We start from the raw sequence: 26265 nt of genomic DNA, 5'->3' as shown, positions 1-26265 counted from the left end.
AGATCCATGAAGAACATCCTGCTTTCCGCCGCCGCGCTTGCCGTCACTATCGCGCCGACCGCCGCCCAGACGCCGCCGTTCGAAACCGTGGCGCCGGTCGCCTATATGGAGGACCTGTCCTCCAGCGCGGTGCTCTATGCCAAGGACGCCGACCGCCGCATGCCGCCGGCGTCGATGGCCAAGATGATGACCGCCTATGTCGCGTTCGATCTGATCAAGCAGGGCAAGCTCAAGCTCGACCAGCAAGTCGATGTGCGCCCCGAGACATGGCAGAAATGGCATGGTCCATCAGCGGGTTCGACGATGTTCCTGTCGCCGGGTCAGAAGGTCAGCGTCGAAAATCTGCTCAATGGCGTGATCGTCGTATCGGGCAACGACGCCTGCGTCGTGCTGGCTGAGGCGGTGGCCGGGACCGAGGAAGCGTTCGTCAATCTGATGAACCAGAAGGCGAAGGAGCTGGGCCTCAGCAACAGCCAGTTCGGCACGTCGAACGGCTGGCCGGATGCGGGCCGCACCTATGTCACCGCGCGCGACCTCGCCAAGCTCGCCAAGGCGACGATCAGCAACCACCCGGACCTCTACAAGCGCTTCTATTCGCGCGAGAGCTTCACCTTCGGCACGACGATGGGTGGTCAGCCGATCACCCAGGCCAATCGCGACCCGCTGCTCGGCCGCGTCAAGGGCGCCGACGGGCTCAAGACCGGCCACACCGACGAGGCCGGCTATGGCTTTACCGGGTCGGCCGAGCAGAATGGCCGGCGGCTGGTGATGGTCGTGGCCGGGCTGACCAGCTTCAACGGCCGCATCGAAGAATCGGTGAAGTTCATGGACTGGGGCTTCCGCGCCTGGTCGTCGCAAACGGTCGTTACCAAGGGCCGCAAGGTCGACAGCGCGCAGGTGCAGCTGGGCGGCGAATCCGAAGTCGGGCTGGTGGCGCCGCGCGATCTCGCCATCGCGGTGCCCGCCGGGACCTCGCCGCAGCTGCGCGGCACGGTGGTTTATGACGGCCCGGTCAAGGCGCCGATCAAGGCCGGTCAGCATATCGCCGACCTCGTCATCACCGCGCCGGGCATGCCCGAGCAGCGGCTGCCGCTGGTGGCCGAGGCCGATGTCGCCGAAGCGGGCTTTTTCGGCCGCGCCTGGGTCGGCCTGATGTCGCTGTTCGCATGAGCGGCCGCTTCCTCAGCCTTGAGGGCGGGGAAGGGGTCGGCAAATCGACTCAGGTCAAACGGCTGGCCGCGGCGCTCGAAGCGCGCGGGCTGCATGTCGTGCTGACCCGCGAGCCGGGCGGGACCGAGGGCGCGGAGGGCGTGCGCAGCCTGCTGATGCAGGGCGATGTCGCCCGCTGGAGCGCGCATGCCGAGACGCTGCTTTTCGCCGCCGCGCGCGCCGATCATGTCGAAAAGCTGATCCGCCCCGCGGTCGACGCCGGCAGCTGGGTGCTCTGCGACCGCTATATCGATTCGACGCGGGCCTATCAGGGTGCACAGGATATCGACGACGCCGCGATCCTGGCGCTGCACGGCTTCGGCTCGAAGGGGTTGCTGCCCGACCGGACACTGGTGCTCGACCTGCCCGATGGCGAGGGTCATGCGCGCTCGCTGGAGCGTGACGGCGGCGCAGCGGACCGGTTCGGCGCGCGCGGGCCGGACTTTCATCAGGCGGTCGCCGCGCAATTCCGCCGCATCGCCGCCGCCGAGCCGGACCGCGTTCGCCTGATCGATGCCGCGGGCGCCGTGGATGACGTCACGACGTCACTTCTGGATGCGCTGACCGACTTGCTGCCATGACGTCACTTGCCGGCAATGCCGCGGCAAAGGCCGCGTTCCGCGCCGCCATGTCGGGCGCACAGCTGCATCACGCCTGGCTGTTCGCCGGGCCGGAGGGCGTCGGCAAGGCGAGCTTCGCGCGCGCTGCGGCAATGCGGATGCTGGCCGAAGGCGCGGGTGCGAGTGATCTGCCCGGCGATTTCGACGTGCTCGAGGCGCATCACACGCGGCGCATGATCGAGGCCGGGGCGCACCCGGATTATCGCGTATTGGAACGGCTGCCCAAGGACCCGGCCAAGCCCGACGAGAATCTCGCGCGATCGATCCCGATCGGCCAGGTGCGCGGGCTGGGACCGATGTTCGCGACCAAGCCGAGCATGTCGAGCCGGCGCGTGGTGGTGATCGATTCGATCGACGATGTCGAACGCCCCGGCGCGGCCAATGCACTGCTCAAGAATCTCGAGGAGCCGCCCGAGGGCACGATCTTCCTGCTGGTCAGCCACTCGCCGGGCCGGCTGCTGCCGACGATCCGTTCGCGCTGCCGCCTGCTGCGCTTCGATCCGCTGAGCGATGCCGAGGTTGCCGGCGTGCTGCGCGCCGAACTGCCCGAGGCGAGCGCGGCCGAAATCGACGCGCTGGTCCGCGCGGGCGGCGGGTCGCCGGGCAAGGCGCTGGGCTTTGCCGGGCTCGATCTCGCCACGCTCGACGGCGAGATGGCGGCGATCGCTGCGCGCGGTGACGCCGACAATGCGATCCGCTCGCGCCTCGCCAGGACATTGGGCGCCAAGGCGGCGCAGCCGCGCTACGAGGCGTTTCTGGCGCGCGTGCCGGCCTTCATCGCGGCGGAGGCGCGCAATCGGCATGGACGAGCGCTTGCCGATGCGCTGGAGGCATATGACACCGCCGCGCATCTCGGCCCGCTCGCGCTGGCCCAATCGCTCGATGCGCAGGCGACGGTGTTCGAGATGGGCGGGATTCTCGCCCGGCTGGCGACGCGCTAGCGCTTCAATCTGACTTCGGCTTGCTCTAGAGCCGCCGCATGGCCGAACCCTATTACATCACCACCGCGATTCATTATCCCAACGGCAAGCCGCATATCGGCCACGCCTATGAGATGATCGCCGCCGACGCGATCGCGCGCTTCCAGCGTCAGCAGGGCCGCGACGTGCGTTTCATGACCGGCACCGACGAGCATGGCCTCAAGATGGCGCAGACGGCGCGCGCGCGCGACCTGACCGCGCGCCAGCTCGCCGATGAAATGTCAGCCTATTTCAGTGAAATGGCTGATGATCTGAATATTTCCTATGATCGATTTATTCGGACCAGCGATGTCGATCACTATGCCGCCAGCCAGGCGATCTGGCAGGCGATGGCGGCCAAGGGCGACCTGTATCTCGACCGCTATGAAGGCTGGTATTCGGTTCGCGACGAGGCGTTTTACGAGGAAAAGGAGCTGAGCGAAGGGGAAGGGGGCGTCAAGCTCTCGCCGCACGGCACCCCGGTCGAGTGGACAGCGGAGGAGACCTGGTTCTTCAAGCTCTCCAACTATCAGCAGCCTTTGCTCGAACTCTATGAATCGCAACCCGATTTCATCCGGCCCGAGCGCGCACGCAACGAGATCGTCAAGTTCGTCGAGGGCGGGCTGGTGGATCTGTCGGTGTCGCGGACCAGCTTCGACTGGGGCGTGCCGGTTCCGGGTTCGCCGGGGCACGTCATGTATGTGTGGGTCGATGCGCTGACCAACTATCTGACCGGCATCGGCTATTTCGACGAGGACAGCGAGCTCAAGCGCTACTGGCCGGCCGACCTGCACCTGATCGGCAAGGACATCACGCGATTCCACGCCGTCTATTGGCCCGCTTTCCTGATGTCTGCCGACATCGCGCTGCCGAAACAGGTGTTCGGGCACGGCTTCATCCTCAACCGCGGCGAGAAGATGTCGAAATCGACCGGCAACGTCGCCGATCCGATGGAGCTGGCGCGGCTCTATGGCGTCGATTCGCTGCGCTATTTCCTGTTGCGCGAGGTCAATTTCGGCAGCGACGGCAGCTTCAGCGACGAGGCGATCGTGACGCGCGCCAATGCCGATCTCGCGAACAGCTTCGGCAATCTCGCGCAGCGGACGCTCGCGTTCATTGCAAAGAACCTCGACGGCGTGCTGCCGGAAGCGGGACGCAGCGATCCGGCCGATGCCGAGTTGCTCGCGACGGTGGACGGCGCCTGCCGCGAGTTTCGTGACTCGTTCGCGACGCTGGCGCTCAGCCAGGGCGTCGAGGCGTGGATGCGCGCGGTGTTCGCGTGCAACCAATATATCGACGTGCAGGCGCCTTGGGCGCTGCGCAAGACCGATCCCGATCGCATGCACGCGGTGCTCGGCACCCTGGTCCGCGCGATCCGCGATCTGGCGATCTGCATCTGGCCGGTGATCCCCGAATCCGCTGAGAAGCTGCTGGCGCAGATCGATGCGAAACCCGCGGATTCGCTGGGGTCGGACTGGTATGACGTCAAGGCGTCGTCAGGCTTCCGGCTGGCCCCGCCGACCGGCGTGTTCCCGCGGCTTGACCTCAAGGAAGCCGCCGCGTGAGGCTCGCCGACAGCCATTGCCACTTGAATTACAAGGGACTGGGCGAGCAACAGCCCGAAGTGCTGGCGCGCGCGCGGGAGAGTGGCGTGGTGGCGATGCTCAACATCGCAACGCGCGAGCGTGAGTGGGACGAGGTGCTCGCCACCGCCGAGCGTGAGCCGGATGTGTGGGCGACGGTCGGCATCCACCCGCACGAGGCCGACGAGCATCCGCATATCGACACCTCAAAGCTGGTCGCCCGCGCCGCGCATCCCCGTGTCGTGGGGATCGGCGAGACCGGGCTCGATTATTATTACGATCATAGCGACCGCGCGCAGCAGCAGGCGAGCTTCCGCAGCCACATCGCCGCATCACGCGAGACCGGGCTGCCGCTGATCGTGCACACGCGCGATGCCGAGGACGATACCGCGTCGATCCTCGCCGACGAGATGGGGCAGGGCGCCTATCCCGGCGTGATCCACTGTTTCACTGCTAGCGGCGCGTTCGCCGACAAGGCATTGGATCTGGGCTTCTACATCTCGATCTCGGGTATCGTGACGTTCAAGAATGCGCGCGAGCTTCAGGAAACCGCGGCGCGGCTGCCGCTCGATCGGCTCCTGATCGAGACCGACGCGCCGTTCCTGGCGCCGGTACCGCATCGCGGCAAGACCGGCGAACCGGCCTTCGTCGCCGACACCTGCCGCTTCCTCGCGCAGTTGCGCGGGCAGGACGCTGAGGAGCTGGCGGAAGTGACGCGCGCCAATTTCCACACGCTGTTCGCCAAAACATTGGGATGAAAGTCCGCATTCTCGGTTCGGGTACTTCCTCCGGCGTGCCGCGCATCGGCAACGACTGGGGTGATTGCGACCCGGCTGAGCCGCGCAACCGCCGTAGCCGGGCCTCGATCCTGGTCGAGAGCGACACGACGCGCATTCTGGTCGATACCAGCCCCGATATGCGCGAGCAGCTGCTGGCGGCCAATGTGTCCGACGTCGATGCCGTGATCTGGACGCACGATCACGCCGATCATACCCACGGCATCGATGACCTGCGCCAGCTGATGCATGCGCGCCGCGCGCCGGTGCGCGGCATCGCGCCCGATGTCACGGCCGAAGGGCTGACGACGCGCTTCCGCTATGTCTTTTCGGGCGGCGGGCCGTATCGCGCGACCGCGACGATGGAACCGTTGGTGGACGGCATGATCGTCGGCGACATCGTGATCCGCACCGCGACCCAGCCGCATGGCGGGATCACTTCGGCTGGCCTTCGCTTCGAACAAAATGGAAAATCAGTTGGATATGCAACTGATTTTAATGAATTTACAAGCGATATGCGGCAACTTTATACCGGCGTCGATCTGTGGGTCGCCGACGCGCTGCGCCGCCATCCGCATCCGACTCACCCGCATCTCGCGCAAACGCTGCAATGGGGCGCGGAGTGCGGTGTCGGGCGGATGGTGCTCATTCATATGGACACCAGCATGGACTATATGACGCTGCGGGCCGAATTGTCCGAGCGGGTCGAACCGGGGTTCGACGGGATGGAGATCGTCATTTGAGCGAGATGCAGGTCGTTCAGCTGGTTTCGCTGGTCGGTTTCCTCGTGCTGATCCTGGCCTCGCTCGGCGCGCGGCGCTTGCGGCTGGGATTCCTGCTCAAGACCGTGATCGGCTGGGCGGCGATCGGCTTCTTCATCTGGGCGGTGGTGATCAACAAGGACCGCATCGCCGATCAGTTCGACCGGCTCGGCGCGAGCATCGGCATCAGCGAGCCGGCGCAGGTCGCCCAAGGCGAAACCGTCCGTATCCGCCTGTCGCCGGACGGTCATTTCTGGGCGCGCGCGGCGATCAACGGCGTCGAGCGCCGCATGCTGATCGACAGCGGCGCGACGGTCAGCGCGATCAGCGAGGCTACGGCGCGCGCGGCGGACATCGATTTCGAGAATGGCGCCGCGGTAAAGGTATCGACCGCCAACGGCACGGTCGATGCGAGACGCGCGCAGGTGCGCCGGATCGATGTCGGGCCGCTCGGCACCGAGGATCTCACCGTGTTCGTCGCGTCGAACTTCGGCGATCTCGACGTGCTGGGGATGAACTTCCTGTCACGGCTCAAATCCTGGCGGGTGGAAGGGAACGTCCTGATCCTCGAACCGCAACCCCAGACCAGCAAAAGCAAAGCGTGATTTAACATAATGTATATTATCGGACTTACGGCATGAGCGATCGGGAGGACTCCCCCGCGGCGACCACGCCGCAAATCCAGTCCCCCGGCATCGAGCGGCTGATGGCGATCATGGCGCGGCTGCGCGATCCGGTCAGCGGCTGCGAATGGGACAGCGTCCAGACCTTCGCGACGATCGCGCCCTATACGATCGAGGAAGCCTATGAGGTCGCCGACGCGATCCAGCGCGGCGATCTCGACGATCTCAAGGACGAGCTCGGCGACCTGCTGCTCCAGGTCATCTTCCACAGCCGCATGGCCGAGGAAGCCGGCCATTTCGCGCTCGCCGATGTGATCGCCGCGATCAGCGACAAGATGGAACGGCGCCACCCGCACATCTTTCGCGGCGCCGAGCAAGGCGGCCATCACCTGTGGGAACAAATCAAGGCCGAAGAGCGGGGGAGCAAGGGGAGAGCGGGCGCGCTGGATGGCGTGGCGACCGGCCTCCCCGCCCTGCTCCGCGCCGAAAAGCTGCAGAAACGTGCCGCGCGCACCGGCTTCGACTGGCCCGACCCGTCCGGCGCCCGCGCCAAGATCGACGAGGAACTCGCCGAGGTCGAAACCGCCGACGATGCGACGCGCGAGGAAGAGATTGGCGACCTGCTGTTCGCGATGGTGAACTGGTCGCGCAAGCTCGGCATCGATCCGGAAGCCGCGTTACGCGCCGCCAATGCCAAGTTCGAGAAACGCTTCCGCGCGATGGAAGCCGTCGCGGGCGACACCTTTGCGACGCTGGATCTCGATGCCCAGGAAGCGCTGTGGCAGCAGGTCAAACGCGCCGGCGGCTGAGGCGTCAGGCGTCGGCCGTAGCCGGCTCGACCTTCATCAATGTCTGCCCGTCATATTTCTCGGATTCAGGCAGGAACAGCGAACTGATGCGGAATTCGCGCTCGGTGATCGCTAGTCCTTTGAGGCCGTCGAGCTTGTAGGTGCCGAACTTTTCCTCGCGCGGCACGATGAAATCGCGCGAGACCACCGCCGCGTCCATGTAAAGCGCGCCGCCGCGCATGTAGAGAATGTGCGGCGCCAGCACCATGCGCGTGCGGTTATAGACGGCGCTGACACAGCGCTGCCGCACGATCCCCTCCAGGACGATCGGCGTGGGATTGGTTGCCGTGTCGCCCGCGATTTCGTCACTCATGATAGCAATGTGGCAATTATGCCGCATTGCAGCAAGAGGTGATGCGCCAGAACCTGCATAAAAATCGGACAAGTGGCGCGAACGCCCAGATTTTCGGCAGCATCATTTCTTGTGCCACGGCATCTGGAGCAGCCACGGCTTGGGCCGCCCGCTCGGTCTTGGCGTGCCGTCGAGTCGCTGCGCCCGGACGATTCGCACAGGCTTGAGGATCATCTGCCCGCGCATCACCCCGCGCCCGCCGCCGGTCGGCATGGCGAGGATGCGGCGGACGACGTCCATCCCGCCGATCACCTTGCCGAAGGCGGCGAAGCCGGGATTGCCGGGACGCGCGTCGAGGCCCGGATTGTCGCCGACCATGATCGAGAAATTACCGGCGCCCGAATGCGGATCGAGCCCGTGCGCCATCGAGATCGTGCCGTCGAGATGCCGGATTCCCGTTCGGCTGGTGGGTTCGAGCGGCACCGAGGGCAGGATGCGGCGCGCATCGGTGCCGATCCCGCCCTGCACCAGCCCGGTGCGCGGATCGGTGCGCCGTCGCGACGAACGATAGAACTCCGTCCCTTCAAACCGTCCGTCATCGATATAATAGAGGAAGTTGGCGACGGTCTTCGGCGCGCGGCGGGCGTCGAGCGCCAGCGTGATATTGCCGGCGGAGGTGACCAGCCGCACCCGCACGCTGGCCGGTTCGGGCGCCGGCTCGGGCGGCGCGGCGGCGGTCAGCAGGATCGCGGGAACGAGTAAAAAAGCGGGTCGAACCAACATCATGTACCGCGGGTCTCGAACCTTTCATGATCCTTGGGCGCCATCCGCACCTCGTAAATGGCGCGGCCGTCCTCGACGCTGTGCTCGATCACCTCGCCATGCTGGTGCAGCCACGCCGCACCCGCGCCGTCGCTGGGATCGAGCTCGATACGGTAGCGGCGATGCCCCTGGGTCAATTGGGCCGCGACCTGCTCGATCAGCTCGGCCACCCCTTCCCCGCTCAGCGCCGACACCGCTACCACATCGTCGCGCTTGCCGGCCTCGGCCAGCACCGCCTCTCGCGCCTCGCCATCAAGCAGGTCGAGCTTGTTCCATGCCTCGAACCGCGGCGTCGCGGGATCGACGCCGATCTCCTTGAGCACGGTCTCGACATCGTCCTTCTGCGCGATCGTGTCGGGATGGGCGATGTCGCGGACATGGATGAGGATGTCGGCCGACACCACTTCCTCGAGCGTCGCCTTGAACGCCGCCACCAGCTGAGTCGGCAGCTCCGAGACGAAGCCCACCGTGTCGGACAGGATCGCCTTGTCGATGCCCGTCAGCGAGATCTGCCGCAACGTCGGGTCCAGCGTGGCGAACAGCAGATTCTCCGCCATGACGTCAGCGCCGGTCACGCGATTGAAAAGCGTGGATTTTCCGGCGTTGGTATAGCCGACCAGCGCGATCACCGGCCACGGTGCGCGCTGGCGCCGCTCGCGGTGCAGCCCGCGCGTGCGGCTGACCGAATCGAGCTCGCGCTTCAACCGCGCCATGCGGTCGCGGATCAGCCGGCGGTCGGCCTCGATCTGCGTCTCGCCCGGACCCCCGAGAAAGCCGAAGCCGCCGCGCTGGCGTTCGAGGTGAGTCCAGCTGCGCACGAGCCGGCCCGCCTGATAGTCGAGATGCGCCAGCTCGACCTGCAAGCGGCCCTCGGCCGTGCGCGCGCGCTCGCCGAAGATTTCGAGGATCAGACCCGTGCGGTCGATCACCTTGCAGCCGAGCCCGGTTTCGAGGTTGCGCTGCTGAACCGGGGTCAGCGCGGCGTCGAACACCGCGAGGCTCAGTTCGCGCGCGGCCACCGTCTCGGCCAGCACCTCGACCTGCCCCGATCCGATCAGCGTGCCCGGCTTGGGCGCACGGATGCGCAGCGCCACGCGCTCGACTACCTCGATCCCGATGGCGAGCGCGAGCCCGGCGGTTTCCTCCAGCCGCGCGTCGGAATCGCGGCTGGAACCGCCCATGTCGGGATAAATGACGACCGCCTTGGCGCCCCGCGTGAACTCGTCGGGATCGCGGTCGAAACCAGTACTCATAAACCTACTTTCAGGCGTCCTCGCCGTGATCGGTCAGGTCGAGCGGATGCGCCGGCTGGATGGTCGAGACCGCGTGCTTGTAGACCAGCTGGTACACGCCGTCGCGCTGGAGCAGCATGCAGAACAGGTCGAACGCCGCGATCCCGCCCTGCAACATCACGCCATTGACCAGGAACATGGTGACATTTTCCTGCTGGCGCTTGACCGCACTCAGGAAAATCTCCTGCAAGACCGGGTTCTTGGACGCCGCTTCCGGCACCGCGTCGACGATCGACGCGACATCGACCGAACCCGAGGGCATGATCGTCGAGATGGCGTGCTTGTAGATCAGCTGCGACTGGCCGTCCCGGCGCAGCAGCACCGAGAAATTGTCGAACCAGGTGACGATGCCCTGCAGCTTGACGCCCTTGACCAGGAACATCGTGACGGGGGTCTTGGATTTGCGGAGGGCGTTCAGGAAGAGGTCCTGAAGCGAAGTCTGTTTGTCGGCCATGTTCGCGGCTTCCATGTTCTTGGCGGGATTTTTCCCGCTGTGGCGCCGTTTCCCGGCGTCGGAGACGCGCCCCCAATGGCGCGTGAGCCCAATGTAGGGCCGTGCCGGCACAACGTCCATAGTCCCGGCCTTGATCCATCGGGCATCGCACCGATATCAGCGGCAAGCGAGGCCACGTCCTCCCGCCGCTGCGCGGCGCTTCAAGTCCGGGACGGCCCGGCGCTTCGCAAGGAGTGCCGGAAATGGCCTGGATCATGTTGTTTTTCGCCGGATTGCTGGAGATCGTGTGGGCGTCGGCGATGAAGCTGTCGGCCGGGTTCACGCGCCCGCTGGCGTCGGCGGTCACGCTCGCCGCGATGCTCGGCAGCTTCGCACTGCTGGCGCTGGCGATGCGGCAATTGCCGCTCGGCACGGCCTATATGATCTGGACCGGGATCGGCGCGCTGGGGGCGTTTGTCGTCGGCATCGTGATGCTGGGCGAAAGCGTCAGCGCGATCCGGTTGATCGCGGCGGCGCTGATCCTGTGCGGCATCGCGCTGATGAAGCTGGCGTCGCCCTGAATCCTCCCTTGGCGGGGAGGGTTCGAGTCACTCCTCCCGGCCCTCGTGAATCCCCAGCAGCTTGAGCTTCCGGTGCAGCGCCGAGCGCTCCATCCCGATGAAATGCGCGGTCCGCGAGATGTTGCCTGAAAACCGCCGGATCTGGATGCGCAGATATTCGCGCTCGAACGTCTCGCGTGCTTCCTTGAGCGGCGCGCCCATCATCGCGCTCGCCCCGCCGCTGTCGCTCTCGCCCTTGCGGCCGAGCACTTCGGTCGGCAGCAGGTCGAGGTCGATCCGCCCGATGCGGTCGCCGGGTGCCAGAATCACCGTCGCCTCGACCACATTGCGCAGCTGGCGGACATTGCCCGGCCATTCATAGCTTTGCAGCGCGACCATCGCCTCGGGCGCGACCTCGGGCGTCGGCACGCGACGTTCGCTGGCGTAATGCGCGACGAAATGCTCGACCAGCGGGGGAATGTCCTCGCGGCGTTCGGCCAGCGGCGGGATCGCCACCGGCACCACGTTGAGGCGGTAGAACAGGTCCTCGCGGAACCGTCCCTCGGCAATCTCGTCCTGCAAATCGCGCCCGGTCGCGGAAACGACGCGAACATCGACCTTGACCTGGCGCTGCCCGCCGACGCGGTTGAACTTCTGCTCGGTCAGCACGCGCAGGATACGGCCCTGCGTCGCCATCGGCATGTCGGCAATCTCGTCGAGGAACAGCGTCCCGCCATGCGCCTGTTCGAGCATGCCGGGATGAACGACATCGCCCTCCTCCAGCCCGAACAGCTCCTCCTCGACGCGCTCGGGCGTCATCCGCGCCGCGCTGACGATCACGAACGGGCCGTTCACGCGCGTGCTCCATTCGTGCAGCAGCCGCGCGGCGACTTCCTTGCCGGTGCCCGGACCACCGGTGATCATCACGCGGCTGCCGGTCGCGGCCACGCGCTTGAGCGTCGCACGCACGCCGTTGATCGAGGTCGAATTGCCGGTCAGGTCGTTCTCGCGCCCGGCGCTCGCGCGCAGCGACGCCACCTCGCGCTTGAGCCGCTCGGTCTCGGTCGCGCGCTCGACCAGCAGCAGCAGCCGCTCGGCCTCGAACGGCTTTTCGATGAAGTCGCTCGCCCCGCGCCGGATCGCCGCCACCGCGGTGTCGAGATTGCCGTGGCCCGAGATGACCAGCACCGGGATCGACGCGTCGCGCCGCTTGATCTCGTCGAGCAACTCCAGCCCGTCGAGCCGCGACCCTTGCAGCCACACGTCGAGCAGCACCAGGCTCGGCCGCCGCTCGGCGATCGCCTCCAGTGCGGTGTCGCTGTCGGCGGCGGCGCGCGTCTCATAGCCCTCGTCCTCGAGCACGCCCGCGACCAGCTCGCGAATGTCGGCTTCGTCGTCGACGACCAGGATATCGAGTGTCATTGCTTGGGTCCGTTCTTGGTACGCGTGAGGGCGACCGGGGAGACTTCATCGCCCTCCCCGCCCGTGCCCGCCATCGGCGCCAGCGTGGCGGTGTCGAAGCAGAGCGTGACGATGGTGCCGCCGCCGGGACGGTCGGCGAACGCCATCGTGCCGAAATGCTCCTCGATGATCTTCTTGACGATCGCGAGGCCAAGGCCGGTGCCGCGGCTGCGCGTGGTCATATAGGGTTCGACGATCCGCTCGCGTTCGGCGGGCAGGCCGATACCGTTGTCGGCGATGTCGAGCAGCAATTGCCCCTGATCGCCTTCACGGATGGTCATCGCGACGAGGCCCTGTTCGCCATCCCCATCCGATTCTGGGCGCGCCTCGACCGCTTCGATCGCGTTCTTGACGAGGTTGGTCAGCGCCTGACCGAGCTGGCGGCGGTCGCTGACCAAAGGCGCCGGGCCGTCATGGTCGAGCGTGAAGCGGATCTCGGGCTTGGCGACCTCGTGCAGGAACAGCGTCTGGCGCGCGATGTCGAGCAACGACTCCTCGCGGAACACCGGTTTTGGCATGCGTGCGAAGGACGAGAATTCATCGACCATCCGCCGCAGATCGCCGACCTGCCGCACGATCGTGTCGGTCAGCTTGGCGAAGGTGCCGTCGTCATTCTCGACCTTCTTGCCGTAACGGCGCTGGAGCCGCTCGGCAGCGAGCTGGATCGGGGTCAGAGGGTTCTTGATCTCGTGCGCGATGCGGCGCGCCACGTCGGACCAGGCCGCGCGGCGCTGGTCGAGCAATTGCTGGGTGATGTCATCGAAGGTCAGCACCTGCCCCGCCTCGTCGCGGGTGATTTTGACCGCCAGCGTGCGCGCCTCGCCGCCGCTGATCAGCTGGACGATGTCCTCGCGCGCCTCGCCGCCGAGCACCGCGTCGAGCTCTGGCGCGACCTCGGCGAGCTGTCGCCCGACCGGCGCCTCGCCCGGCCTGAGCAGCGCCATCGCCGAGCTGTTGATCAGGCGGATGCGGCGTTCGGCGTCGATCGACAGCACGCCCGCGGTCACGCCCGACATCACCGCCTCGATCAGCGCGCGGCGGCTCTCCGACTGGGCGTTGGCGGTGACCAGTGCGTTGGTCTGCTCCTGCAGCCGGTCGGTCATGCGGTTGAACGCGGTCGCCAGCGTGCCGATCTCGTCATCGGCCTTGGGCGTCGGCACGCGCGTGGCGAGATCGCCCTGCGCGACGTCGCGCGCCGCCTTCACCAGATCGCCCACCGGCCGCACCAGCCGGTCCGCGATCTCCAGCGCCACCCACACCGCCACGCCCACGATCAGCAACGACAGCAGCAGCAGCGCGACGTTGAACTGCAACTGCAAGGTGCGCGAACGCTCGGTCAGCGTCTTGTAGCCGCTCACCACCGATTCCGCGCGGCTCTTGCGCTCCAGCAGCGCCGGATCGACCACGCGCGCGGCATAGAGATAGGTGTCCGGCGCCTGCGGGAATCGCGTCAGCGCGCGGATGCGCCCACCGGTGTCCTCGACCACGACGGTCTTGCGCCCGGCCTTGAGCTCCTGGATCGCCCTGGCGCTGACCTGCTCCTCGATCAGCCGCTCATAGGGGTTGAGGATCGCCAGCGTCTGCAGCTCGCCATTGGGCGATTGCCGCACGATCGCGGCTTCCGACAGCTCGCGCTGGGTGGTCTGGACGAGCAGGAAGTTGACGAAATTCTGGCTGTCGATCGGCCATTCGGTCAGGCCCTGCGCCAGATCGATCGCCATCGCCTCGGCGTTCAGCCCGACGCGGTCCTTCAAATCGTTGAAGCTGCCCATCGCGACCGCCGAGGCATTCTCGAGCATCGACCGCGCCCGGTCCGAATACCAGAACTCCACGCCATATTGGAACAGCAGCGACGCGACGATCGACACGAAGATCGTCGGCACGCTCGCCAGGATCGAGAAGATCGCCACCAGCCGCACATGCAGCCGCCCGCGCCCGCCGAGCGGCGAGCGCGCCGCGCGCTGCATCGCCACGCGCCGCCCGATCAGCACGATCAGCGCCACCAAAGGCACGAGGTTGGCGACCAGCAGCAGCGCCACCAGCGGCGGGGTCAGCAGCCGCTGCGACCCGTCATTCCCGCTGATCACCAGATAAGTGGTGATGACCATCCCGGCGGCGACGCCGAGGATCACCAGTTCGAGAATGGGCGTGACGGTGAACCGACGGGGCGACGTCCCGGCGTCAATCATCGTCTCGGCGACGGCGTTCATCGTTGCATGGCTACAACAGCGCCGTTGCAATTGGAACACACAAATTCAGTCAGCACGCCGCTAGGCGAGGTCGTCCTGCCTGATCCCGCCCACATCGATCCCCAGCGTATCGAGCCGCTTGCGCAAGGTGTTGCGGTTGATGCCCAGCGCCCGCGCCGCGCGCAGCTGGTTGTGGCCGTGCCGCGCGAGCATCGCCTCGATCAGCGGCCGCTCGACCTCGCCGATGATGCGGTCATAGAGCGTGCCGTCCTCCAGCACCTTGGGTTCCTCGATCGCCAGCCGCTGGAGCCGCGCCATCACCGCCGCCTCGATCCCCTCGTCGCGCGCCGCGGGCAGCAGGGCGGCATTCTCGCCCAGCATCGTCCGAACCGCGCCGGCATCGATCCACTCGTCGCGGTGCAGCGCGGCCATGCGCCGCATGAGGTTTTCCAGCTCGCGGACGTTGCCCGGCCAGTCATGCGCTTCGAGCGCCGCGATCGCATCGTCGCCGATCGCCTTGCGCGCCAACCCGTCCTCGGCCGCGCGGTCGAGAAAGTGGCGCGCCAGCAGCCTGATGTCCTGCCGCCGCTCGCGCAACGCCGGCAGCGCGATCGGCACCACGTTGAGCCGGTAGAACAGATCCTCGCGGAATTGCCCGGCGGTCACCTGGCTCATCAGATCCTTGTTGGTCGCGGCGACGATCCGCACATCGGCGCGGATCGCACGCGCGCCCCCCACCGTGGTGAACTCGCCCGATTGCAGCACGCGCAGCAGCCGTGTCTGCGCCTCCATCGGCATGTCGCCGATCTCGTCGAGGAACAAGGTGCCGCCCGATGCCTGCTCGAATTTGCCCGCGACGCGCGCCGCCGCGCCGGTGAACGCGCCCTTTTCGTGCCCGAACAGCTCGGCCTCGATCAGCTCGCGCGGGATCGCCGCCATGTTGATCGCGACGAACGGCGCACGCCGCCGCGGTCCCAGATCATGGATCGCCTGCGCCACCAGCTCCTTGCCGGTGCCGCTCTCGCCAGTGATCAGCACGGTCAGCTCGTTCGAAACGACCCGCGCGATCACGCGATAGACTTCCTGCATCGCCGGCGAGCGGCCGATCAGCGCGACGGCATGATCCTCGCTCGCCGCGACATCGTCGACCAGCCGCCGCCCGCGCGACAGCGCACTCGCCACCGTCGTCGTCAGCGCGTCGAGGTCGAACGGCTTGGGCAGATAGTCGAACGCCCCCGCCTCGGTTGCGCGCACCGCGGTCGCCAGCGTGTTCTGCGCCGACAGCACGATCACCGGCAGATCGGGATATTCGCCGGTCAGCGTCGCCACCAGATCGAGTCCGTTGCCGTCGGGCAGCACCACGTCGGTGACCACCACATCGGGCATCGCCGAGCGCATCTCGCGCTTCAAATCGCCCAGCGACGCCGCCGCGGTCACACGATGTCCGGCGCGGCGCAGCGCTTGAGTCACCACCGTGCGGATCGCCGCATCGTCGTCGCAGATCAGAATGGCGCCGGTGACGCTCATGCGGTTCGCCCCCGATGCTTGACCAGCACATAGATGCCGATCCCCATCCAGATCAGGTTGAGCGCCGCCGAAGGCAAGGCGCCCCGCACATAGCCGTTGATGAGCATGCCCACCGCGCCGAGCACGTTCAGCAGCTGATAGGCCGCGCCCTTCGCGTCGAGCTTGTCCGCCGACAGCAGCGCATAGGCGATCAGCACCAGCCCCGCGCCGACCCACCCCACGACATCGACCCACAGCGGCGTCATCAAATCCTCCCCCGCCAGGGGGAGGTGGCGCGCGACGCGCGACGGAGGGGGAGGACTCCCAAACCTCCGACATCGCATCCGCCCCCTCCGTCAGCCTGCGGCTGACACCTCCCCCTGGCGGGGGAGGATTGAAGGTGAAAAGAGCCGTTCATCCGTCGGCCCTCGGCAGATTGACGCGGAACACCGTCATCTCGGGATCGCCGGCGCGGGCATATTCGACCACGCCGCCCATGTCGCGCACCAGCTTCTCGACCAGCGGCAGCCCCAGCCCCTTGCCCTCGGGCTTGCCCGACACGAACGGTTCGAACAAATGGCTGGCGATGTCCGCCGGCGCGCCGGGACCATTGTCGCTCACCGACAGTTCGATCGGCAGCCAGCGGCGCGGCTGGTCGGGCGCGGGGCGCATCGCGACGCCATGGCGATATTGCGTCGCGAGCACGATCTTCGGCTCGCGCACGTCCTTCAACGCCTCGGCGGCGTTCTTGAGCAGGTTCATCACCACCTGCTGGAACGCGTCCTTGTCCATCATCACCGGCGGCAACGAGGGATCGAACCGCTCCTCGATCGTAATGCCGCGCGCGAATCCGGCCAGCGCGACGCGGCGGCTATGGTCGAGCAAGGGATAGATATTGTGCGGCGCCAGCTTGGGCGGGCGGGTGTCGGTGAAATCCTGCATCCGGTCGATCAGCGCCGCGATCCGATCGACCTCGGTGGTGATCAGCCGGGTCAGCTCCTCCCGCCCTTCCCCATCGCCCTCGTCCGCCAGCAGCTGCGCCGCGCCACGAATGCCCGACAGCGGGTTCTTGATCTCGTGCGCCAGCATCGCCGCCGCACCCACCGCCGCCCGCGCGCCCAGGCTGCGGTCCGCGCCGACCGACAGCCGCCGCGACGTCGGCGCCTGATGCAGCGTCACGATCCGCCAGCCGGGATGCTCGGGCACCGGCGCCTCGACAAAATCGACGCGGGTGCGCGGACTTCGATTGGGCTCGATCTCCACGTCATAGGCGGCAAAGCCATGTCCATCGCGCCGCGTGGCATAGCCATCGGGCGGCGTCACGATGCGGTCGAGCCGCTGCCCCAGCATCGCGCGCTCGCTATGGTTGAGCAGATGCTCGCACGCCATGTTGGCGCGCACGACGCGGTCCTGCGGATCGAGCACCAGCGCGGCGACGGGCAGCCCGCCGAACAATTCGGTCAGGTCAGGCTCGCCCGGCTGCGGTGGCGGCCTCAGGCCGCTTCGCGCTGGGGCCATGATTCACAAAGCGGCGCGTAAAAGTCGTCGAGCATCGCCAGCACGGTCGCCGCCTGGGGCTGCTGGTTCACCTTGTTGCGGAACTCGGCCGAACCGTGCAGCCCCTTGGTGTACCAGCCGATATGCTTGCGCATCATGTTGACGCCGGTTTCCTCGCCATAATGTTCGAGCATCATGGCGTAATGTTCTGCGATCACCGCATATTGTTCGGCGATCGTCGGGTCGGCACGCTCACCCTTGCCGGTCAGCGCGTCCATCACCTGCCGCAGCAACCATGGCCGGCCATAGGCGCCGCGCCCGATCATCACGCCATCCGCGCCCGACAGTTCCAGCGCGGTGCGCGCATCGTCCGCCGAACAGATGTCGCCATTGACGATCACCGGGATCGACACCGCGTCCTTGACCTTGCGCACGAACGCCCAGTCGGCGCTGCCCTTGTACATCTGGTTGCGCGTGCGGCCGTGCACCGTGATCATCTGCGCGCCGATCTCCTGCGCCACCCGCGCCAGCTCGGGCGCGTTGAGGCTGTCATGGCACCAGCCCATCCGCATCTTGACCGTCACCGGCACCTTCACCGCCTTGACGCACGCCTCGATCAGCTGCGCGGCGAGGTCCGGCACGCGCATCAGCGCCGATCCGGCGTCGCCATTGGTGACCTTGCGCACCGGGCAGCCCATGTTGATGTCGATGATCGCCGCGCCGCGATCCTCGTTCAGCTTGGCGGCCTCGCCCATTTCATAGGGCGTGCAGCCGACCAGCTGCATCGACACCGGTTCCTCGATCGGATCCCATGCGGCCTTCTGGATCGACTGGCGCGTCTCGCGGATCGCGGCCTGGCTGGCGATCATCTCGGTGACGTTGAGTCCCGACCCATAGCGGCGCACGAGCCGGCGGAACGGCAGGTCGGTGACCCCCGTCATCGGCGCGAGCAGCACCGGCGTCTCGATCGTCACCGGGCCGATCTGGATAGGCTTGAGCGTCGTCATGATTGCCTGAAAAATAGGCAGCGGCCTCTACAGGCGCAATGGGGCGAGTGCAAGCGTTGCGCTTTCCTACAAGCCCCCTTCCCGCTAGGCAGCGGCGATGCTGGCAGACGCCCCCCTCCCGACCCAACGCGCGCTCGCGATAGATGTCGGGACCTTTGTGACTTTCCGGCATCTGGATACCCGCCGATGACCACCGCCGCGCTCGTCGTCGCGGCAGGCAAGGGCGTGCGCGCAGGCGGCGAGGTGCCCAAGCAATTCGCCTCCCTCGTCGGCAAGCCCATGCTCGCCCACAGCGTCGGCGCCTTCGCAGCGCATCCCGCGGTCGGCGACATCCTCGTCGTCATCGGCGAAGGGCAGGAGGCCGACGCCCGCTCGGCGCTCGGCAAAACTGTCAACTTCGTCACCGGCGGGGCTGAACGCCGCGATTCGGTCCGCGCCGGTCTCGAAGTTCTGGCGGCGCAGGGCGTCACTCGCGTCCTGATCCACGACGCCGCCCGCCCCTTCCTCCCGCCGCGTGTCATCGACGCCCTGCTGGCGGCGCTCGATCAGGCCCCCGGCGCGGTCCCCGTCCTGCCGGTCGCCGACACGCTGGCGCGCGGCGACGGCACGCTGGGCGACAATGTCCTCCGGGCCGGTCTCAACCGCATCCAGACCCCGCAAGCCTTCCATCTCGACGCCATCCTCGCCGCGCACCGCGCCTGGCCCGCGGACGAGGAGGCCACCGACGACGCCCAGATGCTCCGCCGTGCGGGCCATGACGTCATGCTGGTCGCCGGAGACCCAATGCTCGAAAAGATCACGCACCCCGCCGACTTCGCCGCCGCCGAAGCCCGCCACGCCGCGACGCTGATCTCGCGCAGCGCGATGGGCTTCGATGTCCACCGGTTCGAAGCCGGACAGGAGCTCTGGCTCGGCGGCATCCTTATTCCGCACGACAAGGGCCTGTCCGGCCATAGCGACGCCGATGTCGCGCTCCATGCGATCACCGACGCGTTGCTCGGTACGATCGGCGCGGGCGATATCGGCATGCATTTCCCGCCCAGCGACGCCAGATGGCGCGGCGCGGCGTCGGCGCAGTTTCTCGATCACGCCGCCGGCCTTGTCCGCGCACAAGGTGGTATCATCGACTTCATCGACCTCACGCTGATCTGCGAAGCCCCCAAGATCGGCCCGCACCGCGCGGCGATCCGCGCCAGCATCGCCAACATTCTCGGGATCGATTCCTCCCGGATAAGCGTCAAGGCGACGACGACCGAGCGCCTTGGCTTCACCGGCCGCGGCGAAGGCATGGCAGCGCAGGCCGTCGCCACCGTCCGCGTACCGGAGTAAGTCATGTTCAAGCGTTCGATCCTCGCCGTCGCGCTCGCCCTTTCCTCGGCTGCGCAGGCCCAGCAGGCCGCCCGCCCCTGCCTCACCGAAGCGGAGGGCGAAGCGCTGTTCCAAGTCATGCTGCCCGACGTCATCCGCGAGATGGGCCGCATCTGCACCGCGCTCCCGCCACGCAGCTTCCTGCGTCAGCCGGGCGCCGCCTTCATGGCGCGGCTCGATGCCGGCGTCGGCCCGGCGATGCCTGCGGCGCAAGGCGGCATCCGCAAGTTGCTCGGCCCGCAGGGCGCGGCGATCGCCGATTCGCAATTCGCGATCCCGATGGCCCGCGCGGTGTTCGTCCCGCTCGCGGCGCAGGAGATCAAGCCGGCCGACTGCCCCGGTCTCGACAAGATCGTGAGCAATCTCGCGCCCTTGCCGCCGCGCAATCTCGCCGCCGTTTTCGTCGCGCTGGCCCAGCTCGGCCAGAATGACGAAAAACGCGGGCCAAGGCTGCCGATCTGCCCTATGGGCCGCCCGCGATGATGGAAACGATTCTCCCCCGCGAGCTGGTCGAGTCGGCGCGCAAGGTCGTCGAGGCGAACCGCGCCGCCGGCCGCACGCTGGCGATTGCCGAAAGCTGCACCGGCGGCCTGGTCTGCGCCGCGATCACCGAGATCCCCGGCTCGTCCGAAGTGTTGCTCGCCGGCTATGTCACCTATTCGAACGACGCCAAGAAGACCGAGCTCAAGGTCAGCGGCGACGTGCTCGAAACCTTCGGCGCGGTGTCGATCGCGACGGCGTGGAGTATGGCGCAGGGCGCGCTGGACGAGAGCGGCGCGGATGTCGCGGTGGCGATCACCGGCATCGCCGGGCCGGGCGGCGGCAGCGAGAAGAAGCCGGTCGGCCATGTCGTCTTCGCCCGCGCCGAAAGGCAGGCGGATCCCGACGTGGTGGTGGCGGATACCCGCGAGTTCGGCGAGATCGGCCGCGGCGGGGTGCGGCTTCAGGCGGCGCTGTGTGCGCTCGAGCTGCTGCTCCCCGGCGAACCCGCCGCGCCCGAGGCCGAATCGCCGTAAAGCCGCGCCGCGCGTTCCTCGAACGCATTGATCATCATCCGCAGCGCCCGATCGAACACTTGCCCCGCCAGCATCTCGAACACCCGGCTCTTGAAGGCGAAATCGACACAGAAATCGATCAGCACCCCGCCCTCGTCGTCGGGCCGGAACTTCCAGTCATTATGGAGATGCTTGAGCGGCCCATCGAGATAATCGACCCGAATATGCTCCGGCCGCTGCTTCTCGACCCGGCTGCTGAACGTCTCGCGCAGCCCCTTGAAGCCGACGATCAGGTCCGCGACCATCTCGCGCTCGCTGTTCGACCGCACCCGCACCGCGCTGACCCAGGGCAGAAACTCGCCATAGCGGCCGACATCGGCGACCAGATCGTACATCTGCTCCGGCGAATAGGGCAGCCGCCGGGTCTCGCTGTGCCTGGGCATCAGACCCTGGCGAGCTTCGCGTCGCGCGCCGCCTTCATCTTCGCGAAATCGTCGCCGGCATGATAGCTCGACCGGGTCAGCGGCGAGGAGGCGACCAGCAGGAAGCCCTTGGCGCGGGCAATCGCGGCATAGGCGTCGAACGCCGCCGGTGTCACGAAATCCTGCACCTTGGCGTGGCGCGGCGTGGGCTGGAGATACTGGCCCATCGTCAGGAAATCGATGTCGGCGCTGCGCATGTCGTCCATCACCTGATGGACCTCCAGCCGCTCCTCGCCCAGCCCCAGCATCACGCCGGACTTTGTGAAGATCGACGGATCGAGCTTCTTGACCGTCTCCAGCAGCCGGATCGAGGCATAGTAGCGCGCGCCAGGGCGAATCGTCGGATAGAGCCGCGGCACCGTCTCGAGATTATGGTTATAAACGTCGGGCCGCGCCGCGACGATCATCTCCACTGCCTGCTCGTGCTTGTTGCGGAAATCGGGCGTCAGGATCTCGATCGTCGTAGTCGGCGACGCCTTGCGGATCGCCTCGATCACCTTGACGAATTGCTTCGCGCCGCCATCGGGCAGGTCGTCGCGGTCGACCGAGGTGATGACGATATGCTCCAGCCCCATCTGCACCGCGGCATCGGCGACGTTGTTCGGCTCCATCGCATCGACGGCGCGCGGCATGCCGGTCTTGACGTTGCAGAAGGCGCAGGCTCGCGTGCAGGTGTCGCCCAGGATCATCACCGTCGCGTGCTTCTTGCTCCAGCACTCGCCGATGTTCGGACAGGCCGCTTCCTCGCACACCGTCGTCAGGCTCTTCGAGCGCATCAGCGCACGCGTCGCGGCAAAGCCGGCCGAGGTCGGCGCCTTGACGCGAATCCAGTCGGGCTTGCGCTGGCGTTCCGGGCGGGCGACGGGCGTGGGATCGTTCATGCGGGCCAAATAGCGATCAAGCGCGCCGCTTGCCAGCCCCTAAGGGCTGCGCCAATGGGAAGCGCAAAAATGGAGGGCGCATGACTCACTTCACCGATCTCGTCGATGGCTATCGCCGCTTCCGCACCGCCGACTATCGCCGCCAGCACGAGCGCTGGGCGCAGCTGGCAGAGGGGCAGTCGCCCAAGGTGATGGTGATCGCCTGCTCCGACAGCCGCGTCGAACCCGCGCAGATCTTCGACACGCTGCCCGGCGAAATCTTCGTCGTGCGCAACGTCGCCAATCTGGTCCCGCCATTCGAGAATGATGGCGGCCGGCATGGCGTCTCCGCCGCGCTCGAATTCGCCGTGACCAAGCTCAACGTCGAGGAAATCGTCGTGATGGGGCATGGCATGTGCGGTGGCGCGCATGCTGCGCTGACCGAGATGTTCCATGACAGCCCGCCGGGCGAAGGCGGCTTCGTCCATGCCTGGGTCAGCCTGCTCGACGAAGCGCGCGAGCGGGTGAAGGCGAAATGCGGCGATGGCCCGGGCGCTGCCCGTGAGATGGAACTGGAAACGGTCCGTACCTCGATCGCCAATCTCCGCACTTTCCCCTTCATCCCCGAGCGCGAGGGCGCTGGCCGCCTGACCATTCACGGCGCGTATTTTGCGATCAGCGAGGGCGTGCTGCATTTGATGGACGAAAGCGGAGAATTCGCCCCGGCGTGACGGAAAGCGCTGCGCTGCTGGCTAGTCCTTCGCGGCCAGCGCAGCGCGCGCCATCTTCTCGAACTCGGGGTCGATCGCGGGCGGCTCCATCGACACCTTCGCCTCGAGCTGGTCGGCAATCGCCGTCAGCGCGGCGATGCGGCCGGCCTTGCGGTTGTTGCCGTCGATGACCGTCCACGGCGCTTGCTTGGTGCTCGTTTTGGCAAACATATCCTCGATCGCATCGAGATAGTCGGCGCGCCGCGCCCGGTTGCGATAGTCGTCGGCGCCCGTCTTCCAGCGTTTCCACGGATCGTCGAGCCGCTCGAGTAACTCCTCGTCCTGCTTTTCCTGCGTGATGTGGACGAACAATTTCACGACCGTCGCGCCGGCCTCGATCTGCTGCGCCTCGAAGTCGTTGATCTCGTCATAGCCGCGCTTCCACTCGGCCTTGCTGCAATAGCCCTCGACCCGCTCGACCAGCACGCGGCCATACCAGCTGCGGTCGAAGATCGCGATGTGCCCCCTGCTCGGCAGCCGCGTCCAGAAACGCCACAGAAAGTGATGCGCCAGTTCGGTCTCGCCCGGCGCGGCGATCGGCATCACTTCGAAGAAGCGCGGATCCCATTCGGCGGTCAGCCGCTTGATGATGCCGCCCTTCCCCGCCGCGTCCCAGCCTTCCAGCACGATGATCGCCGGCCGCTTGTGGAGGATGTGTGCGACCTGAATGCGCTCGAGCCGTTCGTACAGCGCCTGGAGCGCTTCGTCATAATCGCCATCGAACTTGTCGCCGGCTTCGTAATCGCTGAGGTCGATCTTCATGGAGCCGAGCCTATCAGGCTCCAAAGCGCGCTGAAATGCCCTGTATTCGCGCCTGAGTGGACTTCGCGAGTCCCGCCACGCTGGATTATGACAGCCTCATGCGCGGTGTTGGCGCATGTGTATGCGGGGATCGATTGAAATGACGGCACAGCGTTTGCTGATCGAAGGGCGCGTCCAGCGCGTCGGCTATCGCGACTGGGCGGTTCGCACCGCGAAACAGCTCGGCGTGATCGGGTGGGTTCGCAACCTTCAGGACGGGCGAGTCGAAATCCTCGCGGACGGTGACGGCATGGCGATCGACACCTTCGTCGACCGCTGCCGCGAAGGGCCGATGCTCGCCGAGGTTGCGCGGATCGATGCGATGCCGGCCGAACGCGGCAATGTGAAGGGCTTTACCAAGCGCTTCACGGCTTGAAGATTGCGGCACCGGCCCGCTCCCCCGCCCGGCCACCCATTCAGGATACGCTGTGGGTGGCCGGGCGGGGGAGCGGGCCGGTGCCGACAGCGCCGCAAGGCTCAACCGAACTCAGTCCTCGACCAGTTTCATGAGCCGCCGTTCGACCGGCGCGAGCACGGGACCCAGTTCGTGCCCGCGCTTGAGTACGGCGCCGGCTTCGTTGACCAGCGCCCACATGCCCTGGCGGTTGCGGAGCGAAGGTCGCTTCTCGACCCGAAATTCGGGCCGTTCCGCCGCGCGGCGGAAGGCCGCGAATACCGCGGCGTCGCGGCCGAGCTGGATCGCATAGTCCTTCCAGTGACCCGCGGCGACCATGCGCCCGTACAGGTCGAGGATACGCGTCAGCTCGGCGCGGTCGAACCCGACCTGGCTCGACCCGCGCAACGGGAACGGGGTGACGGTCGCGGTCACGCGCGGTCGCGACGCTCCGCATTTTCGAGTGCGTCGCGCTCGGCCATCAGCGCGTCGAGCCGCTTGCGCATCGCCTCGATCTCACAGCGCATGAGGTCCAGCTTCTGCGTCGCCGGATCGAACATCTCACTGCACGGCGTGCCATAGGGGACGAAGTCGCGCTGCCATTTGTCGGCCTCGACCAGCGTCTGCTTGGCGGGAATGCCGACCATCACCGCGCCCTCGGGCACGTCCTTGGTCACGACCGCATTGGCGCCGATCTTCGCATTGGGGCTGACCGTGATCGGGCCAAGCACCTGCGCGCCCGACCCGATGACCACGCCGTCGGCGATCGTCGGGTGGCGCTTGCCGGCCACGCCATTGTCGGGGCTGGTGCCGCCCAGCGTGACGCACTGATAGATGGTCACGTCGTCGCCGATCTCGGCAGTCTCGCCGATCACCACGAAGCCATGATCGATGAAGAAGTTGCGGCCGATCTTGGCCCCGGGATGGATGTCGATCGCGGTCAGCCAGCGCGACAGATGGTTCACTACGCGCGCAAGGAAAAACAGCCGGCTGCGGAACAGCCGGTGAGCGACGCGGTGCCAGAACACCGCCCACACGCCCGGATAAAGCAGGATTTCCGCACGGCTGCGCGGCGCCGGATCACGCGCGCGAATCGAGTCGAGATAGGCTCCCAGACCACCGGACATAAACAGGCCCCTTTTGTCTGCGGCGCTATTTAGGCATGTACGCTGCCATTTTCCAGCGCGGCACGTTTCACGCTTGTCCCGGCTAAACACGATGTATCTTGTAGGAATTGCGGCGGCGCGCCAGAAACCGGGTGCCTGACGTGTCGATAAAGGGGTTTTGATGTTCGAAAGTATCGACTTCCAGGCATTGCTCCCCTTCCTTGCGGTCGGCTTCGTCGCGCAGATCGTCGACGGCGCGCTGGGCATGGCGTTCGGCGTCATTTCCTCGACGTTGCTGGTGAGCGTGCTCGGCGTGCCGCCGGCGACCGCGTCGGCCGGCGTGCATTTGGCCGAATGCTTCACCACCGGCGTGTCGGGCATCAGCCACGCAATCCACAAGAATGTGAACTGGAAGCTGTTCTTCCGCCTGCTGATCCCCGGCGTGGTCGGCGGCGTCGCGGGCGCGTACCTGCTGACCTCGCTCGACGCCTCGGTCACGCGCCCGTTCGTGATGGCCTATCTCGCGTCCATCGGTCTTTACCTGCTGTGGCGCGGCATCAGCTTCCCCACGCGACACCATAAAGAACCCCGGATCGTCGAACCGCTCGGTCTTGCCGGGGGCTTCCTCGACGCGGCGGGCGGCGGTGGCTGGGGTCCGGTCGTCACCAGCAACCTGCTGATCCAGGGCACGCAGCCGCGCTATACGATCGGCACGGTCAACAGCGTCGAATTCTTCCTGACGCTGTCGGTGTCGATCACCTTTATCCTGCATCTTGGCTTTGCCGCCTTTACCGAAGCGGTCGTCGGCCTGCTGATCGGTGGCGTGCTGGCGGCGCCGTTCGGCGCGCTGATCGCCAAGCGCGTCCCGACCAAGACATTGCTAATCCTGGTCGGCATCGTCCTCACCCTGACCAGCAGCTACAGCGTCTACAAGGCACTGGTCTGAATCGATCAACACTCGCCTATTGAGCGAGTGGGTCGATCACCAAGAGCGAGACTTCCCATTTCAATGCTGCGCCGCCGCACCCTACATGCGGCATCGCACAAGCTG

The 26265-nt window shown here is 66.8% G+C and carries 30 protein-coding genes; 15 read left to right on the top strand and 15 right to left on the bottom strand.

What is annotated here, in order from left to right:
* Positions 1–6: 6 nt before the first annotated feature.
* The 8 genes from M9978_RS01480 to mazG are packed head-to-tail and all read left to right on the top strand — an operon-like array spanning position 7 to position 7340.
* The gene (locus M9978_RS01480) at positions 7–1170 is read left to right on the top strand and encodes a D-alanyl-D-alanine carboxypeptidase family protein (RefSeq protein WP_254291076.1); all 1164 of its coding nucleotides are present in this window, start codon (positions 7–9) and stop codon (positions 1168–1170) included.
* Positions 1167–1790 carry a dTMP kinase gene (tmk, locus tag M9978_RS01475; RefSeq protein ID WP_254291075.1) on the top strand — a complete coding sequence of 208 codons (624 nt, stop codon included), beginning with the start codon at positions 1167–1169 and terminating at the stop codon, positions 1788–1790. Before M9978_RS01480 ends, tmk begins: the two co-directional genes overlap by 4 nt.
* The gene (locus M9978_RS01470; protein WP_254291074.1) at positions 1787–2770 is read left to right on the top strand and encodes a DNA polymerase III delta subunit-related protein; all 984 of its coding nucleotides are present in this window, start codon (positions 1787–1789) and stop codon (positions 2768–2770) included. Before tmk ends, M9978_RS01470 begins: the two co-directional genes overlap by 4 nt.
* Positions 2771–2808: 38 nt before the next feature.
* Positions 2809–4353 (top strand): methionine--tRNA ligase, encoded by a 1545-nt coding sequence (metG, locus tag M9978_RS01465; protein ID WP_254291073.1) that lies wholly within the window; start codon positions 2809–2811, stop codon positions 4351–4353.
* Entirely contained in the window at positions 4350–5129 is a 780-nt protein-coding gene (locus M9978_RS01460) for a TatD family hydrolase (RefSeq protein ID WP_254291072.1), read from the top strand. Before metG ends, M9978_RS01460 begins: the two co-directional genes overlap by 4 nt.
* Positions 5126–5890, top strand: coding sequence for an MBL fold metallo-hydrolase (locus M9978_RS01455; protein ID WP_254291071.1), 765 nt, complete (start codon positions 5126–5128; stop codon positions 5888–5890). The genes M9978_RS01460 and M9978_RS01455 overlap by 4 nt, the downstream gene beginning before the upstream one ends.
* Before the next feature lie 5 nt (positions 5891–5895).
* Positions 5896–6513: a retropepsin-like aspartic protease family protein gene (locus M9978_RS01450; protein WP_254291300.1), complete on the top strand. Its 618-nt coding sequence runs from the start codon at positions 5896–5898 to the stop codon at positions 6511–6513.
* 32 nt (positions 6514–6545) lie between these two features.
* Positions 6546–7340 (top strand): nucleoside triphosphate pyrophosphohydrolase, encoded by a 795-nt coding sequence (gene mazG, locus M9978_RS01445; RefSeq protein ID WP_254291070.1) that lies wholly within the window; start codon positions 6546–6548, stop codon positions 7338–7340.
* A gap of 4 nt (positions 7341–7344) precedes the next feature.
* On the opposite strand, the gene M9978_RS01440 is transcribed toward mazG, so the two are convergent.
* The 4 genes from M9978_RS01440 to hfq all read right to left on the bottom strand — a co-directional run bounded on the left by M9978_RS01440 (position 7345) and on the right by hfq (position 10359).
* The gene (locus tag M9978_RS01440; RefSeq protein ID WP_254291069.1) at positions 7345–7692 is read right to left on the bottom strand and encodes a WYL domain-containing protein; all 348 of its coding nucleotides are present in this window, start codon (positions 7690–7692) and stop codon (positions 7345–7347) included.
* A 102-nt stretch (positions 7693–7794) separates the two neighbouring features.
* On the bottom strand, positions 7795–8454 hold the full coding sequence (locus tag M9978_RS01435) for a peptidylprolyl isomerase (protein ID WP_436977161.1): 660 nt from the start codon (positions 8452–8454) through the stop codon (positions 7795–7797).
* On the bottom strand, positions 8454–9746 hold the full coding sequence (hflX, locus tag M9978_RS01430; protein ID WP_254291067.1) for a GTPase HflX: 1293 nt from the start codon (positions 9744–9746) through the stop codon (positions 8454–8456). The genes M9978_RS01435 and hflX overlap by 1 nt, the downstream gene beginning before the upstream one ends.
* A 10-nt stretch (positions 9747–9756) precedes the next feature.
* Complete coding sequence (gene hfq / locus M9978_RS01425) at positions 9757–10359, bottom strand: RNA chaperone Hfq (protein ID WP_436977157.1); 603 nt, start codon at positions 10357–10359, stop codon at positions 9757–9759.
* Between the two features lie 122 nt (positions 10360–10481).
* Here hfq and M9978_RS01420 point away from each other — a divergent pair, with 122 nt between their 5' ends.
* The gene (locus M9978_RS01420) at positions 10482–10799 is read left to right on the top strand and encodes a DMT family transporter (protein WP_254291065.1); all 318 of its coding nucleotides are present in this window, start codon (positions 10482–10484) and stop codon (positions 10797–10799) included.
* Between the two features lie 27 nt (positions 10800–10826).
* On the opposite strand, the gene ntrX is transcribed toward M9978_RS01420, so the two are convergent.
* The 6 genes from ntrX to dusB form a co-directional block, all read right to left on the bottom strand.
* Positions 10827–12200 carry a nitrogen assimilation response regulator NtrX gene (ntrX, locus tag M9978_RS01415; protein ID WP_254291064.1) on the bottom strand — a complete coding sequence of 458 codons (1374 nt, stop codon included), beginning with the start codon at positions 12198–12200 and terminating at the stop codon, positions 10827–10829.
* Positions 12197–14449: a sensor histidine kinase gene (locus M9978_RS01410; RefSeq protein ID WP_254291063.1), complete on the bottom strand. Its 2253-nt coding sequence runs from the start codon at positions 14447–14449 to the stop codon at positions 12197–12199. The genes ntrX and M9978_RS01410 overlap by 4 nt, the downstream gene beginning before the upstream one ends.
* Before the next feature lie 60 nt (positions 14450–14509).
* Positions 14510–15955, bottom strand: a complete 1446-nt coding sequence (gene ntrC / locus M9978_RS01405; RefSeq protein ID WP_254291062.1) for a nitrogen regulation protein NR(I) — start codon at positions 15953–15955, stop codon at positions 14510–14512.
* On the bottom strand, positions 15952–16200 hold the full coding sequence (locus M9978_RS01400; protein ID WP_254291061.1) for a CBU_0592 family membrane protein: 249 nt from the start codon (positions 16198–16200) through the stop codon (positions 15952–15954). Before M9978_RS01400 ends, ntrC begins: the two co-directional genes overlap by 4 nt.
* A gap of 148 nt (positions 16201–16348) precedes the next feature.
* Complete coding sequence (locus M9978_RS01395; protein WP_254291060.1) at positions 16349–17452, bottom strand: two-component system sensor histidine kinase NtrB; 1104 nt, start codon at positions 17450–17452, stop codon at positions 16349–16351.
* Positions 17428–18438 carry a tRNA dihydrouridine synthase DusB gene (gene dusB / locus M9978_RS01390; protein WP_254291059.1) on the bottom strand — a complete coding sequence of 337 codons (1011 nt, stop codon included), beginning with the start codon at positions 18436–18438 and terminating at the stop codon, positions 17428–17430. Before dusB ends, M9978_RS01395 begins: the two co-directional genes overlap by 25 nt.
* Positions 18439–18624: 186 nt before the next feature.
* Between dusB and M9978_RS01385 the strand changes: the two genes are divergently transcribed.
* From M9978_RS01385 to M9978_RS01375, 3 genes are read left to right on the top strand one after another with little or no spacing between them, the layout of a single operon-like run.
* Positions 18625–19767: a bifunctional 2-C-methyl-D-erythritol 4-phosphate cytidylyltransferase/2-C-methyl-D-erythritol 2,4-cyclodiphosphate synthase gene (locus tag M9978_RS01385; protein ID WP_254291058.1), complete on the top strand. Its 1143-nt coding sequence runs from the start codon at positions 18625–18627 to the stop codon at positions 19765–19767.
* A gap of 3 nt (positions 19768–19770) precedes the next feature.
* A complete protein-coding gene (locus M9978_RS01380) occupies positions 19771–20289 on the top strand; it encodes a hypothetical protein (protein ID WP_254291057.1) in 519 nt (172 codons plus the stop codon).
* Positions 20286–20822, top strand: a complete 537-nt coding sequence (locus M9978_RS01375; RefSeq protein WP_254291056.1) for a CinA family protein — start codon at positions 20286–20288, stop codon at positions 20820–20822. The genes M9978_RS01380 and M9978_RS01375 overlap by 4 nt, the downstream gene beginning before the upstream one ends.
* Here the strand turns inward: M9978_RS01375 and M9978_RS01370 are convergent.
* Both M9978_RS01370 and lipA read right to left on the bottom strand, forming a co-directional pair.
* Positions 20750–21244, bottom strand: a complete 495-nt coding sequence (locus M9978_RS01370) for a type II toxin-antitoxin system RatA family toxin (protein ID WP_254291055.1) — start codon at positions 21242–21244, stop codon at positions 20750–20752. The genes M9978_RS01375 and M9978_RS01370 overlap by 73 nt on opposite strands.
* Entirely contained in the window at positions 21244–22164 is a 921-nt protein-coding gene (lipA, locus tag M9978_RS01365) for a lipoyl synthase (protein WP_254291054.1), read from the bottom strand. Before lipA ends, M9978_RS01370 begins: the two co-directional genes overlap by 1 nt.
* 80 nt (positions 22165–22244) lie before the next feature.
* Here lipA and M9978_RS01360 point away from each other — a divergent pair, with 80 nt between their 5' ends.
* Positions 22245–22874: a carbonic anhydrase gene (locus M9978_RS01360; RefSeq protein ID WP_254291053.1), complete on the top strand. Its 630-nt coding sequence runs from the start codon at positions 22245–22247 to the stop codon at positions 22872–22874.
* A gap of 21 nt (positions 22875–22895) precedes the next feature.
* On the opposite strand, the gene M9978_RS01355 is transcribed toward M9978_RS01360, so the two are convergent.
* Positions 22896–23675: a polyphosphate kinase 2 family protein gene (locus M9978_RS01355; RefSeq protein ID WP_254291052.1), complete on the bottom strand. Its 780-nt coding sequence runs from the start codon at positions 23673–23675 to the stop codon at positions 22896–22898.
* Between the two features lie 139 nt (positions 23676–23814).
* Here M9978_RS01355 and M9978_RS01350 point away from each other — a divergent pair, with 139 nt between their 5' ends.
* Positions 23815–24090 (top strand): acylphosphatase, encoded by a 276-nt coding sequence (locus M9978_RS01350; RefSeq protein ID WP_254291051.1) that lies wholly within the window; start codon positions 23815–23817, stop codon positions 24088–24090.
* A 111-nt stretch (positions 24091–24201) separates the two neighbouring features.
* On the opposite strand, the gene M9978_RS01345 is transcribed toward M9978_RS01350, so the two are convergent.
* Both M9978_RS01345 and epsC read right to left on the bottom strand, forming a co-directional pair.
* Positions 24202–24543 (bottom strand): DUF2794 domain-containing protein, encoded by a 342-nt coding sequence (locus M9978_RS01345; RefSeq protein ID WP_254291050.1) that lies wholly within the window; start codon positions 24541–24543, stop codon positions 24202–24204.
* Positions 24540–25235, bottom strand: a complete 696-nt coding sequence (gene epsC, locus M9978_RS01340; RefSeq protein ID WP_254291049.1) for a serine O-acetyltransferase EpsC — start codon at positions 25233–25235, stop codon at positions 24540–24542. Before epsC ends, M9978_RS01345 begins: the two co-directional genes overlap by 4 nt.
* A gap of 160 nt (positions 25236–25395) precedes the next feature.
* Between epsC and M9978_RS01335 the strand changes: the two genes are divergently transcribed.
* A complete protein-coding gene (locus M9978_RS01335; RefSeq protein WP_254291048.1) occupies positions 25396–26160 on the top strand; it encodes a sulfite exporter TauE/SafE family protein in 765 nt (254 codons plus the stop codon).
* Positions 26161–26265: the final 105 nt, after the last annotated feature.

It is taken from the genome of Sphingomonas tagetis, assembly GCF_024211275.1.
GTDB lineage: Bacteria > Pseudomonadota > Alphaproteobacteria > Sphingomonadales > Sphingomonadaceae > Sphingomonas > Sphingomonas tagetis.
Note: the sequence above shows the minus strand (reverse complement) of the source record. Positions and strands in the feature narration are given on the sequence as shown.